Below are 15,649 nucleotides of genomic sequence, written 5' to 3'. Positions count from 1 at the left end.
CGGACGATATATATTTCACGCTCGCTGGAGCGCACCCGCATGGTGCATTGCCGCACCCGCGTGGCGCATTTCTCATAGGGGGAAGCGTAAAATCGGGGACGCCGCAGCAGGGGAATTGTGAACTGGGGAGATAATCGCTGCGGCGCAGCACCGGACAAACTTCGCATTAGCTTATGCGAATATCGTTTCGCTAAAAGCGTAATTCACCGGCGTTTCTTCAATTAGGCCAAAACCGTATTTTGTACGGTCAGCGTCAATTAAATGAATAAGGATATTCTGATTAACAATAAGGCAAAGGAACTTTATCTGCCGCACCTTTTCTCAAGGCGTACAGCACCAGCCGAACGTTACCGTTAGGAAATTTTAGACTATCGGGTTACTACCGAAAAGATACTAATGGCTCGGCTGCGTAGTGACAATCAGTTTCGTTACAGCCAGCCCGCTTTGCGGAATCTTCTGTACAAATAACAACAAACGCTGACCATGAGCAGCAGCGCGGCCGGGTAGCCGTAGGGCGAATCGAGCTCGGGCATGTACTTGAAATTCATGCCCCAGATGCCGGCGAACGCCGTCATCACCGCGAAAATGGCGGCGTAGGCGGCCAACTTCTTGTTCACCTCGCCCTCGTCGATGGCCACCATCGACAAGTGCACCTGGATCGCCGTGCTGATGGTGTCGCGGATGGAATCGAGGGTGCCGCTGATGCGCAGCAGGTGGTCGTGCACGTCGCGGAAGTATTCCTGGGTGTCGGCGCACACGGCCGGCACGCGGCCGCCGTGCAGTTTGCCCACCGCGTCCAGCAGCGGCGCCACGGCGTGGCGCAGGGTCAGCGCCTTGCGCTTGAGCGCGTACAGGCGCTCGATGTTGTCGCGCTGGGCGCTCTGCACGAAGATGCGCTCCTCGATCTGTTCCAGTTCGGTTTCCATGGCGTCGGCAATGGGGAAATAGCGGTCCACCACCGCGTCCATCACGGCGTACAGCACGAAGGCCGGGCCCTGCTTGAGCAGGTGCGGCTCGCGCTCGGCGCGGGCGCGCACGCCCAGCAGGTCCTGGCTGGCGTTCTGGCGGTTCGACAGCACGTAGTTGGGGCCGACGAACACGTCCACCTCGCCCACCACCAGCTCGTTGCCGTCCGGGCTCGCCTCGATGGTCTTGACCACCACGAACAGCGAGTCGCCGTATTCTTCGATCTTGGGGCGCTGGTGGCCGCGGCTGGCGTCTTCCACTGCCAGCTCGTGCAGGCCGAACTCCTCCTGCATCACGGCCAGCTCGGCCGCGTCGCCTTCGCGCAGCGCCACCCAGACGAAGCAGTCGCCGCGCGCGACGTAGTCGCTGATGTCTTCCACGGCGACGTCGGCCAGCTTGCGGCCGTCCTGGTAGGCAACACAATTGATCAGCATGGTGAACCGCTTCCGCTATAAAGCCGGAAGCTTAGCATGGCCGCCTTCGGCATGGCCACGTGAGCGCCGCTAATCGTCCTTGGCGCCGTCTATCCCCAGTTCGGCGATCTTGCGCGTGATGGTGTTGCGGCCTATGCCCAGGCGCACCGCCGCGTCGTTCTTGCGGCCATGCGTGTACTTGAGCGCGGTGCGTATCAGCGCCGACTCGAACTGGCGCCCCAGCACGTCCATCACTTCCTGCTGGCCGCTGGCCAGCATGCCCGCCGCCTGCAGTTCCAGCAGGCTGAGCCAGCTGTCGGCGCCGCCCGCCGCATGCGCGCCGTTCAGCGCGCCAGCCTCGGCCACCGGCAGCACCGTGCCATGGTGCTGCAAGCCGCCCTGCTGCGCCGCGCCGTGCTGCGGCCCGCCCTGCTCGTGGCCGCCGGCCGGCGCCAGGATCGCGGACGCGGCCGCCCCGCCCCCGCCCTCATACGGCCGCCCGCCCTGCTCCTGGGTCAGCTCCAGCGGCAAGTCCTTCACCTCCACGGTCTGGCCGGGCGCCATCACGGTGATCCAGTTGCACAGGTTTTCCAGCTGGCGCACATTGCCCGGCAAGTCCAGGCTGCACAGGAAAACCAGCGCCGCGTCGCTCATGCGCTTGGCTTCCACCCCCAGCTGCTTGGCGCTCTGCACCAGGAAGTGCCGCACCAAAATGGGGATATCCTCGCGCCGCTCCCTCAAACTGGGCAAGCGCAGGCGGATCACGTTCAGGCGGTGGTACAAGTCTTCGCGGAACAGGCCGTCGCGCACGCGCTGCTCCAGGTTCTGGTGCGTTGCAGTAATCACGCGCACATTGGCCTTCATGGGCTGGTGCCCGCCGACGCGGTAGAAATGGCCGTCCGACAGCACGCGCAGCAAGCGCGTCTGCAGATCGAAGGGCATGTCGCCGATCTCGTCCAGGAACAGGGTGCCGTTCTCGGCCTGCTCGAAGCGGCCGCGCCGCGTGGTCTGGGCGCCGGTGAAGGCGCCGCGCTCATGGCCGAACAGTTCCGATTCCAGCAAGTCCTTGGGAATGGCGGCCGTGTTGAGCGCAATGAAAGGCTGGGCCGCGCGCGGGCTGTGCTTGTGCAGCGCGCGCGCCACCAGTTCCTTGCCGGTGCCGGACTCGCCGGTGATGAGCACCGTGACATTGGACTGCGACAGGCGGCCGATGGCGCGGAACACTTCCTGCATGGCGGGCGCCTGGCCCAGGATCTCGGGCGTTTCGGCCGGCCCCGATTCCACGCTGGTCTCGCGCAGGCTCTCGTCCAGCGCGCGCCGGATCAGCTCGACGGCCTTGTCGATGTCGAAAGGCTTGGCCAGGTATTCGAAGGCGCCGCCCTGGAAGGCCGCCACCGCCGAATCCAGGTCGGAGAAGGCGGTGATGATGATGACCGGCAGGCCGGGATGGCGCGACTTGACCAGCTGCAGCAAGTCCAGGCCGGAGTCGCCCGGCATGCGGATGTCGGACACCAGCACCTGCGGCGTTTCATGCTCCAGCGCGGCGATTGCGTCGCGCGCGTTGGCAAAACTCTTGGTGGCCAGGCTTTCCCTGGCCAAGGCTTTTTCCAGTACCCAGCGGATCGATTCGTCGTCGTCAACTATCCAGATTGGCTTCATGTGTTCTTTGTATCCCGCGGATGGATCGTCAATCAAGGGACCCGGACCCGGCATCGGGCCGCGCCCGCTTATGGCAGGGGCAGCAAGATCCTGAAGTCCGTATATCCAGGCCGGCTCTCGCACTCGATCACGCCCATGTGCTGCTGCACAAAGGTCTGCGCCAAGGTCAGCCCCAAACCGCTGCCGCCTTCCCGTCCCGACACCAGCGGGTAGAAAATGCGGTCGCGGATCTGGGGTGCGATACCCGGTCCATTGTCAATGATATGCAAGTCTAATGCCAGGTTGTAGCGGACCTTGGCCAGGGTCACCTGGCGCGCCACCCGCGTCTTCAGCACCAGCTCCGCGTCGCCCTGCTCGATGCGCTGCGAGAGCGCCTGCGCGGCGTTGTGCGCAATGTTGAGCACGGTCTGGATCAGCTGTTCCTTGTCGCCCCGGAACTCGGGGATGGAGGCGTCATAGTCGCGCCGGATCGCCAGGCCGGACGGGAACTCGGCCAGGATCAGGCTGCGCACGCGCTCGCACACTTCGTGGATGTTGACGTCGCCCACGATGTGCGGGCGGCGGTGCGGCGCCAGCAGGCGGTCCACCAGGGTCTGCAGGCGGTCGGCCTCCTTGATGATGACCTGGGTGTACTCGCGCAGCTCGGCCAGGTGCAGCGGCGGCAGCTCCATCTCCAGCAGCTGCGCCGCGCCGCGGATGCCGCCCAGCGGGTTCTTGATTTCGTGCGCCAGGTTGCGGATCAGCTCCTTGTTGACCTGGCTCTGGTCCAGGATGCGCTCCTCGCGGTCCAGCTTAAGCTGCTGCACGTTCTCGCGCAGCTCGATCAGGATGGCGCCTTGCGGGTCTTCCAGCGCCGAGACGATGCTGTGCACCTGCAGCGGCTCCTTGCCGGCGCGCTCCAGCGTCAGGTCCTGGCGCAGGTCGGAAAACGTGTGCTCGCGCGCCTGCGCGATGATGTTCACCAGCTCGTCGGGATTGGTAAACAGGCCCGCGAACTTCTGGCGCGACAAGGCCTTGACCGAGCTCTCCAGCAGATTCTCGGCGGCCGCGTTGACGTAGGTGATCAGGCCGTCCGCGTCCAGCAGGATCACGGCCGAGGCCAGCAGCTCCAGCCCGGCCAGCGATTGCGGGCGCGCCATGGCGGCCGCCGCGCGGGCGATATTGGTGACTATGCTCATGTGCCTCCCCTTGGGATGCTTGCGGATGCGCCCTGCGGCAGGATCTCAGCGGATGTTCTGGATCTCGCGCTTGAGCGCTTCCACGTTCTTTTCGGACCGGCTGATGCTGTCCTTCAGGCTGGCCACGCGCTCCTGGTATTTCGCGTAATTGCGCTCGTCCCCGCGCCGCTCCGGCTCGCCGTTGTTGAACTCCTTGCGCAGTTCATTGAGCTTGGCCTGCTCGCCGTTGAGCTCCTCCATCAGGATCGCGCGGCGGTCGGCGTCGCGCGCCTTCTGCTCGCTGCTGTCGACGCGCGGGAAGCTGTCCGGCGTGGCGGCCGGGCTGGCCGCCGGCGCCCTCGGCCGCGCGCTCTCCGCGCGCCGCGCCGGCGCCGGGATCGCGCCCGGGATGTCCAGCGCCCTGCAGGAGGCGTGCTTGCGGCTGTCGGTCAGTTCCTTGTGGCCGCTGGCGTCCACGCACAGGAAAATCTGTCCCTGGGCCAAGGCTGCGCTGGTGGCGAACAACAAAACGAAAGGTGCGAAATTCCAGGTAGTCATGCCCCGACTATACAACATCCGGTAAAAAAAACGCGAGGAGAGCAGCTGCTGTCCTCGCGTCTGGTTGCAGGCCGGCCCGGGGGCCGGCACTGCCGCTGATTACAGCGAGTAGTACATGTCGAATTCGACCGGGTGCGTGGTCATGCGCATGCGGGTCACTTCGGTCATCTTCAGTTCGATGTAGGCATCGATCATCGAATCGGTGAACACGCCGCCGCGGGTCAGGAACTCGCGGTCCTTGTTCAGGTGATCCAGAGCCTCTTCCAGCGAAGCGCAGACGGTCGGGATCAGCGCGTCTTCTTCCGGTGGCAGATGGTACAGGTCTTTCGATGCGGCTTCGCCCGGATGGATCTTGTTCTGCACGCCGTCCAGGCCGGCCATCATCAGTGCTGCGAAGCACAGGTATGGGTTTGCCAGTGGGTCAGGGAAGCGGGTTTCGATGCGGCGGCCCTTAGGATTGGCCACGTGCGGGATACGGATCGAAGCCGAACGGTTGCGTGCCGAGTAAGCCAGTTTCACTGGCGCCTCGTAGCCTGGCACCAGGCGCTTGTACGAGTTGGTGCCTGGGTTGGTGATGGCGTTCAGCGCCTTGGCGTGCTTGATGATGCCGCCGATGTAGTACAGCGCGAAGTCGGACAGGCCGGCATAGCCGTCGCCGGCGAACAGGTTCTTGCCGTCTTTCCAGATCGACTGGTGCACGTGCATGCCCGAACCGTTGTCGCCAACGATAGGCTTCGGCATGAAGGTGGCGGTTTTGCCATAGCTGTGGGCCACGTTCCAGACCACGTATTTCAGGTTCTGGGTCCAGTCGGCGCGCTCGACCAGGGTCGAGAACTTGGTGCCGATTTCGTTCTGGCCGGCGCCGGCCACTTCGTGGTGGTGCACTTCAACCGGGATGCCCAGCGATTCCAGGATCAGGCACATTTCCGAACGCATGTCCTGGAAGGAGTCCACTGGTGGCACTGGGAAGTAGCCGCCCTTGACGGTAGGACGGTGGCCGCTGTTGCCGCCTTCGATGTCCTTGTCGGTCGACCAGGAAGCTTCGTCGGAGTCGATCTGCACCTTGGCGCCCGACATGTCGATTTTCCATTTGACGGAATCGAAGATGAAGAACTCTGGCTCGGGACCGAAGTAGGCGGTGTCGCCCAGGCCGGACGATTTCAGGTAGGCTTCAGCGCGCTTGGCGATGGAGCGTGGGTCGCGGTCGTAACCTTTGCCGTCCGACGGTTCGATCACGTCGCACTGCATGAACAGGGTGGTCTCTTCCATGAACGGGTCGATGTTCGCGGTAGCCGGATCAGGCAGCAGGATCATGTCGGATGCTTCGATGCCCTTCCAGCCGGCGATCGAGGAGCCGTCGAAGGCGTGACCGGATTCGAACTTGTCGATATCGAAGTGCGATACAGGCACGGTGACGTGCTGTTCTTTGCCGCGGGTGTCAGCAAAGCGGAAATCAACGAATTTCACTTCGTTATCTTGTACCATTTTCAATACTTCTGCGGCGGTCAGTGCCATGCGTCTCTCCTAGTGAAAAAGTGGGGCAGCCCACGCTGTTGCGTGCAGCTTGAAACTCGTCAATCTATTAAGCAGGAAGCGTGCCAGAAGATTTACCCTCTTGCACTACTTTTGCGCATAATCAAACACGCACCTTGTTGGTGCAAACCGTAAATTTTGCACGCTTTCGGTGCGAAATATTGACGATTCGAAAAAATGCATCAGCTTGGTGCAAAAAACTTCCGTGGACGATCGGGCACTATAATAAACGCAATATTGACAGCCGATTGGGAAAAAATCGCCATGAGCACTATTACCGAGATCCTCGCCCGGGCGCGCAGCCGCGACGCCGCCCTGCCCTATGCCGGCGCCGTGACGCCGGCCGAAGCGCACACGCTGCTGAGTGCGGACAGCGGGGTCAAACTGATCGATGTGCGCACCAATGCCGAGCGCGACTGGGTGGGCCGGGTGGCCATTCCGGCGTCCCAGCATGGTGCAGTGCAATGGAGCACGTATCCTGGCGGCGTGCCCAACCCCCAATTCATCGAGCAACTGGCCGCGGTGGCGAACAAGGACGAAGTACTGCTGTTCCTGTGCCGTTCCGGCGTGCGCTCGCGCCACGCGGCCAAGCTGGCCACCGAGCACGGCTACACGCAGTGCTACGACATCCTGGAAGGGTTTGAGGGAGACAAGGACGCAGAAGGCCACCGCAAGCAGGTGGGCGGCTGGTGCAAGGCCGGCCTGCCCTGGCTGGGCGCGTAGGCGGCTGCGGCGGCTGCGGTTACGGCGGGTTACGGCGTTGCACGCCTAACCCGCCCTACGGACATGCCGATATACCAAAAATGGGGTCAGGGTTAATTTTCGAGGAAACATTTCCTCGAAAATTAACCCTGACCCCATTTTCGAGGGGGCGCGGCACGTAGGGCGGGTTAGCACGCAGTGCGTAACCCGCCGAGCCGCCGAGCCGCAACTACACTACAGCGTGTAGTTCAGGCGGGCGTACACGTAGCGTCCCGAGCGGCCGAACGGGGAGTAGTTCGAGTACGGGGCGTTGCCGGTCGTGTTCAGATTGGCCGGGTAGGCGTCAGGGTACTGGTCGAACAAGTTGTCCGCGCCCACCGCCAGTTGCAGCTTCTTGGTGATGGCATAGCGCCCTTCCAGGTCCACCAGCGTCTTGGCGCTCAGCCAGAAGTCCAGGTTGGCCGCTGTGCCCGGCGCCAGGATCTTGCCGTAGCGCGTGGCGCGCGCGGTCAGGCCGAACGGTCCGTGGGACCAGGTGCTGCTGCCGATGAACTTGGTCTTCGGCGTGCCGTCCGTGAAGGTCAGCACGTTGACGCGGTCGAACAGCACCGGCGCCGGCGACAGCGCGGCCAGCTGCGCCGTGACCGGCACCTTGGTGACGTCGGTCTTGGTGTAGTTGCCGGCCACGGTGAAGTCGAGCTTGCCGTAGCCGTTGGTCTGCACCGGCCAGCTGGTGACCACGTCGATGCCCTTGGTGGTGGTGTCCACGCCGTTGATGAAGAAGCGTCCGCCGCCCACGCCGATGAAGCCTTGCTTGGTGAGGAAGTCGCGCACATTGGCCGCGGTCAGGTTCTCGGACAGCACGATGCGGTCCTTGATCTTGATGTGGAAGGCGTCCGCCGTCACGCTCACCGCGCCGAAGCGCATCACCGAACCGAGCGAGAAGTTGACCGATTTCTCGGCGTCCAGCGGCTTGGCGCCCAGCGCGATGGCGGCCGGGTGGCTAGGCTTGAAGGTGGTGATCTCGAACGGCACGCCGTTGATGAAGTTGGTCGAGGTCGACGTGAAGAACTGCTGCTGCGGCGACGGCGCGCGGAAGCCGTTCTGCACCGAGCCGCGCAGCGCGAACTCGGGCACGAAGTCGTAGCGGCCGGCCAGCTTGCCCGACACGCTGTTACCGAAGTCGGAGAAGTGTTCGCCGCGGATGGCCACCGAACCGAGGAACTGCTTGGTCAGGTTGGCCTCCAGGTCCACGTAGGCGCTGTAGGCCTTGCGCGAATTGTCCGAGGCGTCGGCCGGACGGAAGCCAGGGAACACCTGGGCGCCCGGCGCGGCAGGCGTGCCGTTGGCCAGCACCTGGCCGCCGTAGCGCCACGAGTCCGGCTCGCCGGCAAACAGTTTATACCCTTCGCGGCGCGCTTCGGCGCCCACCGCCACGTTCAGCGGCGAAGCCAGGCCCACCTCGACCTGGCGCACGCCGGACAGGTTCAAGGTCAGCTGGTCGTACCAGAAGCCGCCCGCGTCGAACTGGGTCTTGCTGGAGGGGCCGATGGAGCGGTTCAGCGTGTTCTCGATGGTGTACTGCATCTTGTTCTTGCCGTAGCCAATCGAGGCGTCCATGTCCCACGCGCCGGCTTGCCAGGTCACGCCGCCCGTGGCGCTGTAGTCGTCCACGTCCGGCGCGATGATGGGCAGGAAGCCGTCCGGGTAGACCGCGATGATGTTCTGGTCCTGCAGGGCGCGGCGGAAGAAGCCGGCCGAACGCGCTTCGCGCTTCTGGTAGCTGGTCCAGCCGTACAGCTTGGCGCCGCCCTCCAGCGCGTAGCCGGCGTTGGCGAACACGGTGGACTGCTTCAGCTCAGGCTCGCCGTACCAGGCGTTGAAGCGGTTGATGGTCTTTTCGCGCGGGTCGAAGGCGCCGTTCACCAGCGGGTATTGCTGGCGCACGTCGTAGCCGCTGCGCTCGGTGTGCTCCTGGTCCTTGTATTCGGCCGCGATGGTGAGGTAGCCGCTGTCGCCCAGCGCCAGGCCCTTCCAGCCGCTGACGGTGGCGGTGCCGCCGTCGTTGCGCTTGCGCGAGGTCTCGGTACCCCAGGTGGCGCCGGCGGGCAGCGCGCCGGCGACGAAGTCGTATTCGGTGCGGCGCTGGCCATAGGTGGCGGTGAATTCGCCGCCGGTCTTGTCGGTGCGCAGGCGCAGGTTGACCACGCCGGCGATGGCGTCCGAGCCGTATTGGGCCGAGGCGCCGTCGCGCAGCACTTCGATATTTTTCAGCATCGCCACCGGGATGGTGTTCATGTCCACCGAGGACGAGCCGCGGCCGATGGTGCCGTTCAGGTTCACCAGCGAGGAGGTGTGGCGGCGCTTGGAGTTCACCAGCACCAGGGTCTGGTCCGGCGCCAGGCCGCGCAGGGTGGCGGGGCGCACGGTGTCGGTGCCGTCGGCCAGGCCGGGACGCGGGAAGTTCAGCGAAGGCAGGGCCACCGACAGCGCTTGCGCGATCTCGGGCACGCCGGTGTTCTTGATGGCGTCGGCGCCGATGATGTCGACCGGGGAGGCGGTATCGAGCGCGGTGCGGTTGGCAACCCGGGTGCCGGTGACGACCACGGTGGCGGCGTTGTCGGAGGAAGCTGGGGCAGTTTGCGCGGCGGCGTGGCCGGAGGCGAACAGCGAGGCGATGGCTACTGCGAGGACGTGATTTCTCTGCATTGCTACTCCTGGTGTAGTTGAATTTTTCTTATGCCTCCTTAGTATCACCGGGCCAAAAATGGAAAGTCAAAGCAAATGCAAGCGCTCTGTCGCGCCGCTGTAACAATTAAGTAATATTACTTAGCGATCATGCGCCATCGTGGCTGGCCAGGATGCGCTGCCGCACCAGGTTGATATGGCTGCGCAGGCCGTACAGGTCGTCGGCAAACGACAGCGGGATGGAGATCTGGTTGACCTTCTCCTCGATGTCGTTGAGCTGCGCCATCTGCTCGGCGCAGACCTGGTCGCGCTTGTCCTCGGGCGCGGCGGCCAGCGCCTGCTCCACGCTGCGCAGCTGGCCGTACCAGCGGAACACGCGCGATCGGATGCGCCATACGTACAGCGGCGGGATCACTTTCGACAGCGGCAGGATCAGCGCGCCCAGCGCCACCACCACCACCCACATGCGGTCGAAGAAGTTGGCCAGCCAGAAGCTCATGTAGCGCTGCAGGAAGGGCGGCCCGTCCTTGTAGAACTTGGCCGCCTCGTGCGCCACCGGGATCTCGCTGTACTTGGGCGACGGGAACTGGCCCTGCTGCTGGAACCAGCCGGCGCCGCCGTGGATGGTGCTGGCCGCCTGCACCAGCAGGTCCACCAGCGCCGGGTGCAGGTCGTCGCGCGCCACCAGGGTGGCGGTCGGGGCGATCAGGTGGTAGTCCTTGGCGGGCAGGTCGCGCCCCAGGTCCACGATCCCGCGCGGCAGCACCACGTGGGTCAGGAAAGGCAGGCGCCGCGTGTAGGCCTCGGCCTGGGTGAAGTCGAACAGCTTGATGCCGGGGGTGATGAGCAGCATCTGGATCAGGGGCGCGTCCGGCGCGGAGCTGAACACCAGGCCGTCGATGCGCTTTTCCAGCAGCTCCACGGTGGCGGGCGTGTTGGCCAGCGAGCTGACCTTCAGGTCGGTCGCCTCCAGGCCGTTCGCCTCCAGCACCTGCTTGAACAGGCGCGGCGCGCCGCTGCCTTCCGGACCGAAGTTGATGCGCAAGCCCTTCAATTGCGTGAGGTCCTTGGCCTTGACGTCGTCGCGCAGGAACAGCCACAGCGGCTCGGTGAACAGGCTGCCCAGCGACACCAGGTTGCGCCGCTCGGCTTCGTCCTGGCTGGTGGTGCCGCTTTGCAGGAAGGCGATGTCGGCCTCGCCGGCGGCCAGGCGCTGCAGGTTCTCGTAGGAGCCCATGGACGGCTTCAGCACCACCTTGATGCCGTGCTTGCCCAGCAGTTCGGCGTATTTCTTGCCGAAAGCCTCATAGGCGCCGTTTTCCTGGCCGGTGGAGAGGGTGACCACGCGCGGCGGCGCGGGATCGACCAGCACGTAGGCCAGCACGCAGACGGCGGCGATGGCGAGGATGGTGGGACCGGATGCGACGATCAGGTCGCGCAGGGAGAAGCGCGAGAAGTTGAGGATCTTGGTCACTTTGGTCATGTGGTGGCGCATGGGTTTCATGGGGTGACACCATGCCAACAAATGGCCAAACATGCAAGCGCCGCGCGGGGTGGCGGGTTCGGCGGCTTCGGCGCTTCGGCGGGTTACGGCGCTGCGCGCCTAACCCGCCCTACGAAGTGCCGGGATACCGTAGGGCGGGTTAGGCGGAACGCTGTAACCCGCCGATTCCGCCGGCCCGGCCATCAGCCTCCGCAGGCGCGCAGCGGCGGCCTGGCGGCCGGAGCCGCTGCGGCAGGCGCCAGCGCGGGCTTGGCGCCTGCGGCATCCGGACTGTGCACCGCCGCCAGCACGCCGGCCCTGGGCGGCGCGTTCGGTTCGATCAGCGGCATCAGGCTGGGCGCCAGCACCACCAGCAGCTGCACCGGCAGCGCGCTGGTGAAATCGTAGTTCTTCGATTCCGGCCCGTGCACATACGCCGTCATGCTGCCGAAGAAGCGCTCGCCGATGTTGAACACGAAGGTGGCCGAGCGGTTCACGAAGCGCGATTCAATCAGCCGCCCGCCGCCGCCGTACACTTCGAAGCGCTGGTCGCCGGTGCCGGTCTTGCCGCCCACCGGGATGATGGAGCCGTCGGCCTTCACGAAAGCAGCCTTGACGCGCTTGGCGGTGCCGTCCGACACCACTTCGCGGATCGCGTCCGCCGCCGCGCGCGCCACTTCGGGCGAGAGCACCTGTTCATTGCTGGTCGGCTTGCCGCGCTTGACCAGGGTCTCGTACGGCGTGCCGGAGGCGAAGTGCAGCGAGGTGATGCGCTGGCTGCTCTGGCGCACGCCGCCGTTGATGATAATGCCCATCATCTCGGCCAGCGCGGAAGGCCGGTCGGCCGAGGCGCCCAGCGTGGTGGCGTAGGACGGCACCAGCGACTCGAAGGGATAGCCCATCTTCTTCCACTGGCGGTGGATGGCCATGAAGCTCTCCATCTCCACCAGGCCGGCGATGCGCTTGTCCTGCGCGTGCTTGCGGTGCGTCTTGAACAGCCACTGGTACACCTCCTGGCGCTCCTTCTCGCTGGCCGCCACTGCCTGCGCCATGGTGGCGCCCTCGTTGTTGCGCAGGTAGGCCACCAGCCACAGCTCCAGCGGGTGCACATTGGCCAGGTAGCCGCGGTCGGCCAGCGACCACTTGTCCATCGCGTACTGCTCGTACATCTTGGCCGCGCGGTCGTCCTGGATCTCGTTCTGCGACGGCAGGTTGTCGTTCAGGTAGGCGCTGAACTGCTCCACCGTGGCGTTCGGGAACAGGGTGCGGTGGATATTGGCCAGCCGCACCGGGGTCGGGCGGATGCTGGCCACCAGGATCTTGTCCAGTTCCGCCTTCGGCTTGCCGCGGTACTTGGAATAGAAGCGGTACAGGAATTCCTTGCCTTCCTTGTCGGCGAAGCGGGCCAGGTATTCGGCGCGGCGCGGGTCGTCGGCGTCGGCCAGCAGCGAGGCCGAGGAGCCGGGCGCCTGGAACATGTAGTACTTCACCACGTCGCGCATCAGGCGCACGAACACCAGGTTGGTGGAGCGGCGCAGCGCTTCGCGCACGGTCAGGATGCGGCTGTCGTCCTCTTTCGAGAAGTTGCCGAAAGTGTGTACGCCGCCGCCGGTGAAGAAGCCCTCGCCCGGGTTGCCGGAGTATTTGCGCTCCATGGCTTCGGCCAGCATGGACGGCAGGTCGCGCTTGTCCGCAGGGTGTTCCAGGAAGTAGGCCACCGCCCACTGGCTCAGGCGGTCCTGCGGCGCCAGCGTGACCTTGCGCAGTGCATCCGGGCTCATGTCCTTGTAGCGCTTGTGCAGCTGGTCGATGATGTCCAGGTAGGTCACCAGGGTGCGCAGCTTGGCGGTGGAGCCCAGGTCCAGCTTGGCGCCTTCGTTGATGTCCAGCGGCTGGTCGAAGTTGTCGGTCTGCAGGCGCAGGTAGTTGCTGCCCTCGCCTTTTTCCAGCAGGGTGAAGCTGTACACCACGTTGGCCGGGTCGCCGTTGCCCAGCATGCCCTTGCCGGTCAGGCCGGCGGCCTTGGCCATCTCCGGGTCGCGCAGGTCGCGCAGCACCTGCGTCACGGCGCGCTGCGCCTGCGCGTCCAGCGTGCTGACCACGTTCAGGTCCAGCCGGTCCAGGTTGTACATGCGGTTGTCGCCCAGCAGGTTGGCCAGGTGGTTGCGCACCGAGTTGGAGGCCTTGCGCTCGACGAAGGACATGTCCGGCGCCGCCGCCAGGCCATTGCCGGCGGCCGGATGCAGGCGCACCTTGAGCGCCGCGTCGCGCAGTTCCGGCGTGATGATGCCGGCCTGCGCCAGCACGCGCAGATGGCTGTTGGCCAGGGTTTCCAGGTCGGCGTCGCCAGCGCCCAGGTAGTAGCTCGGGCGGCGCTGCGCGATCAGCAGGCTGAGGGCTTCCTTGAAGGCCAGCGCGCTGCCCGGCTGGTCCATCTTGCCGCTCAGCAGGCGGTTGATTTCATTGAAGTCGCGGCCGTACCAGACCCACATGCCGTCGCCGATGCCGTTCACCTCGCCGTAGCCCGGCTTGGCCGACAGCGGCACCGTGTTCAGATAGTCCACCACGATCTGGCGCCGCACGGCGGTGGTGTCCGGGCCGTGCTGGTAGGCGCGCAGGGTGGCCGAGATCATCTGCTGCAGCTTGTCCTTCATCGAGCCGGTGCGGCCTTCTGGCGAGTGGCGGTATTTTTCAATCTGGGTGGCCAGCGTGCTGCCGCCGGCGGCGCGGTGGCCGCCCGCCACGGCGCTGACGGACTTCTCCAGCACCGCCTTGCTCAGGCGGTCCCATTCCACGGCCGGGTTGCGCTTCGGGTAGGTGTTGTCGAGCAGCTCGCGGTTCTCGATGAACAGCAGGCTTTGCACCAGCGCGGTGGGGGTTTCCTTGAAGCCGGGGTAGATGCGCTCCGGGTAGCTGGCGGTAAACAGCGGCTCGGCGCGGCAGTCCACGATGTGCAGGCCGGTGCGGGTCTTCTCGCGGTAGGTGGCGAAGATGCCCATGTCGGACAGCTCGATCATCTTGGGCGAGAAGCGCGCCTGCGCGGCCACTTCATAGTCGCGCGTTTTCAGCTTGCCCAGGTAGTCGGGCAGGTTGGCGTAGCCCAGCCGCTCGTCGTAGGGGCTGTCGTGCGGGAAACGGATGGCCTTGCTGGGGCCGGGCTCGACCTTGTAGCTGACCTTGCCGGCCAGCTCGGAGAAGAACCTGGCCTGCAGCGAGGAGGTGCGCATTTCCTGCAGCGCCCACCACACTGCCAGCGACAGCAGCGCCAGCAGCAACAGGATCAAGGCGTTGCGCGGGCGCTTGCTGCGGGGCTTGGCCGGTTCGGCCGGGTCCGGGCCGGCAGCCTGCGCGTGCAGCAGCACGGCGGTCTGCGGCGGCGGCACCACCCGCAGGCGGCTGCGGCGGCTCAGTCCGAAGACTGTTGCGCCTGCACGCAATTTGCGCACTGCGCGCGCAACGATGAGGGGCCTGCGGAAACGTCGATTGCCTGGGTTGCTTGCCATGATATTGCTTAATCTTGCTTTGCCGTGGTGATTCAGTGGTACCTGCTCTTGCTATCCATTGCACCACATCGGCAACGCACGCACAGGCCGGTACGCTGATTATTTGATCTGCGATCAGGCTTTTTCGCAAAAAAACAACGTATACAGCTGAGCTGCGGCTGAGCTGTAACACGGCAGTCACAGCGCTGTCATCCTGCGTCTTACAAGCGCACGTATTCCACCTTCAGGCGGTCCAGCTCGGCGCACATTTGCGCGTATGCTTCGGCCGCCTGGCCGGGCTCGCCCTTCACGCCCAGCTCGATGTGCCGGCGCGTGTTGGCATCGCCCACGCTGGGCAGGCTGAACACCTTGATGCGCGGGTATTGCGCCTCCAGCGCCACCATCAGCGGCGTGAGGGCCGACTCGGCCGCCTCATACACCAGCGTGCCGTGCTCGGCGCGCGGCTCGCGGTTGAACAGGTCCGCGTAATGGGTGTCGAGCACCCATTCGATCATGGGCCAGGCCATCACCGGGAAGCCCGGCACGAAGTAATGGTTGCGGATGGCGAAGCCGGCCACGTTGTTGTAGGGGTTGGGCACCAGCGCCGCGCCGTCCGGGAATTCAGCCATCTTCAGGCGGTGCAGGTTCTCCTCCGAATCGAGGTCCACCGCCTGGCCCGCCTCGCGCCCCATCTGCAGGATGCGCTGCTGGATGTTCTGCTTGCCCTGCTCGTGCAGCACCAGCGGCAGGCCCAGCGCATCGGCCGCGGCCTGGCGCGTGTGGTCGTCCGGCGTGGCGCCGATGCCGCCGCAGGAGAACACGATGTCGCCGCTGGCGAAGCTGCGCTTGAGCGCGGCCGTGATGCGCGCCGGATCGTCGCCCAGGTATTCGGCCCAGCCCAGCTGCAAGCCGCGCGCAGCCAGCAGCTGCACCACTTTGGGGAAATGCTGGTCGACGCGTTTGCCCGACAGGATTTCGTCGCCGATGATGATAAGTCCAATAGCCATA

At 65.2% G+C, this 15,649-nt stretch carries 10 protein-coding genes; 1 reads left to right on the top strand and 9 read right to left on the bottom strand.

What is annotated here, in order from left to right; genetic code table 11:
• Positions 1 to 428 precede the first annotated feature (428 nt).
• From corA to glnA, 5 genes are all read right to left on the bottom strand, one after another.
• Complete coding sequence (corA, locus tag ASC94_RS20225; protein ID WP_056399446.1) at positions 429 to 1,400, bottom strand: magnesium/cobalt transporter CorA; 972 nt, start codon at positions 1,398 to 1,400, stop codon at positions 429 to 431.
• Positions 1,401 to 1,469: 69 nt separating this feature from the next.
• Positions 1,470 to 3,038 carry a nitrogen regulation protein NR(I) gene (gene ntrC / locus ASC94_RS20220; RefSeq protein WP_056399442.1) on the bottom strand — a complete coding sequence of 523 codons (1,569 nt, stop codon included), beginning with the start codon at positions 3,036 to 3,038 and terminating at the stop codon, positions 1,470 to 1,472.
• Between the two features lie 68 nt (positions 3,039 to 3,106).
• On the bottom strand, positions 3,107 to 4,216 hold the full coding sequence (glnL, locus tag ASC94_RS20215; protein ID WP_056399440.1) for a nitrogen regulation protein NR(II): 1,110 nt from the start codon (positions 4,214 to 4,216) through the stop codon (positions 3,107 to 3,109).
• Positions 4,217 to 4,261: 45 nt separating this feature from the next.
• A complete protein-coding gene (locus tag ASC94_RS20210; protein ID WP_056399436.1) occupies positions 4,262 to 4,753 on the bottom strand; it encodes a DUF4124 domain-containing protein in 492 nt (163 codons plus the stop codon).
• A gap of 99 nt (positions 4,754 to 4,852) precedes the next feature.
• Positions 4,853 to 6,268, bottom strand: coding sequence for a type I glutamate--ammonia ligase (glnA, locus tag ASC94_RS20205; RefSeq protein ID WP_028833743.1), 1,416 nt, complete (start codon positions 6,266 to 6,268; stop codon positions 4,853 to 4,855).
• Between the two features lie 282 nt (positions 6,269 to 6,550).
• On the opposite strand from glnA, the gene ASC94_RS20200 reads away from it, so the two are divergent.
• Positions 6,551 to 7,009 (top strand): rhodanese-like domain-containing protein, encoded by a 459-nt coding sequence (locus ASC94_RS20200; protein ID WP_056399434.1) that lies wholly within the window; start codon positions 6,551 to 6,553, stop codon positions 7,007 to 7,009.
• Positions 7,010 to 7,222: 213 nt separating this feature from the next.
• Here the strand turns inward: ASC94_RS20200 and ASC94_RS20195 are convergent, their stop codons facing one another.
• From ASC94_RS20195 to ASC94_RS20180, 4 genes are all read right to left on the bottom strand, one after another.
• Positions 7,223 to 9,697: a TonB-dependent siderophore receptor gene (locus ASC94_RS20195; RefSeq protein ID WP_056399425.1), complete on the bottom strand. Its 2,475-nt coding sequence runs from the start codon at positions 9,695 to 9,697 to the stop codon at positions 7,223 to 7,225.
• 127 nt (positions 9,698 to 9,824) lie between these two features.
• Complete coding sequence (locus ASC94_RS20190; RefSeq protein WP_373888124.1) at positions 9,825 to 11,180, bottom strand: TAXI family TRAP transporter solute-binding subunit; 1,356 nt, start codon at positions 11,178 to 11,180, stop codon at positions 9,825 to 9,827.
• Between the two features lie 182 nt (positions 11,181 to 11,362).
• The gene (locus ASC94_RS20185) at positions 11,363 to 14,443 is read right to left on the bottom strand and encodes a transglycosylase domain-containing protein (protein ID WP_373888129.1); all 3,081 of its coding nucleotides are present in this window, start codon (positions 14,441 to 14,443) and stop codon (positions 11,363 to 11,365) included.
• A gap of 419 nt (positions 14,444 to 14,862) precedes the next feature.
• Complete coding sequence (locus ASC94_RS20180; RefSeq protein WP_056399417.1) at positions 14,863 to 15,648, bottom strand: molybdopterin-binding protein; 786 nt, start codon at positions 15,646 to 15,648, stop codon at positions 14,863 to 14,865.
• Position 15,649 lies beyond the last annotated feature (1 nt).

Source organism: Massilia sp. Root418, assembly GCF_001425265.1.
Taxonomy (GTDB): Bacteria; Pseudomonadota; Gammaproteobacteria; order Burkholderiales; family Burkholderiaceae_D; genus Rugamonas.
The sequence above is the reverse complement of the archived record's forward strand: the minus strand, read 5'-3'. Positions and strand labels throughout refer to the sequence as shown.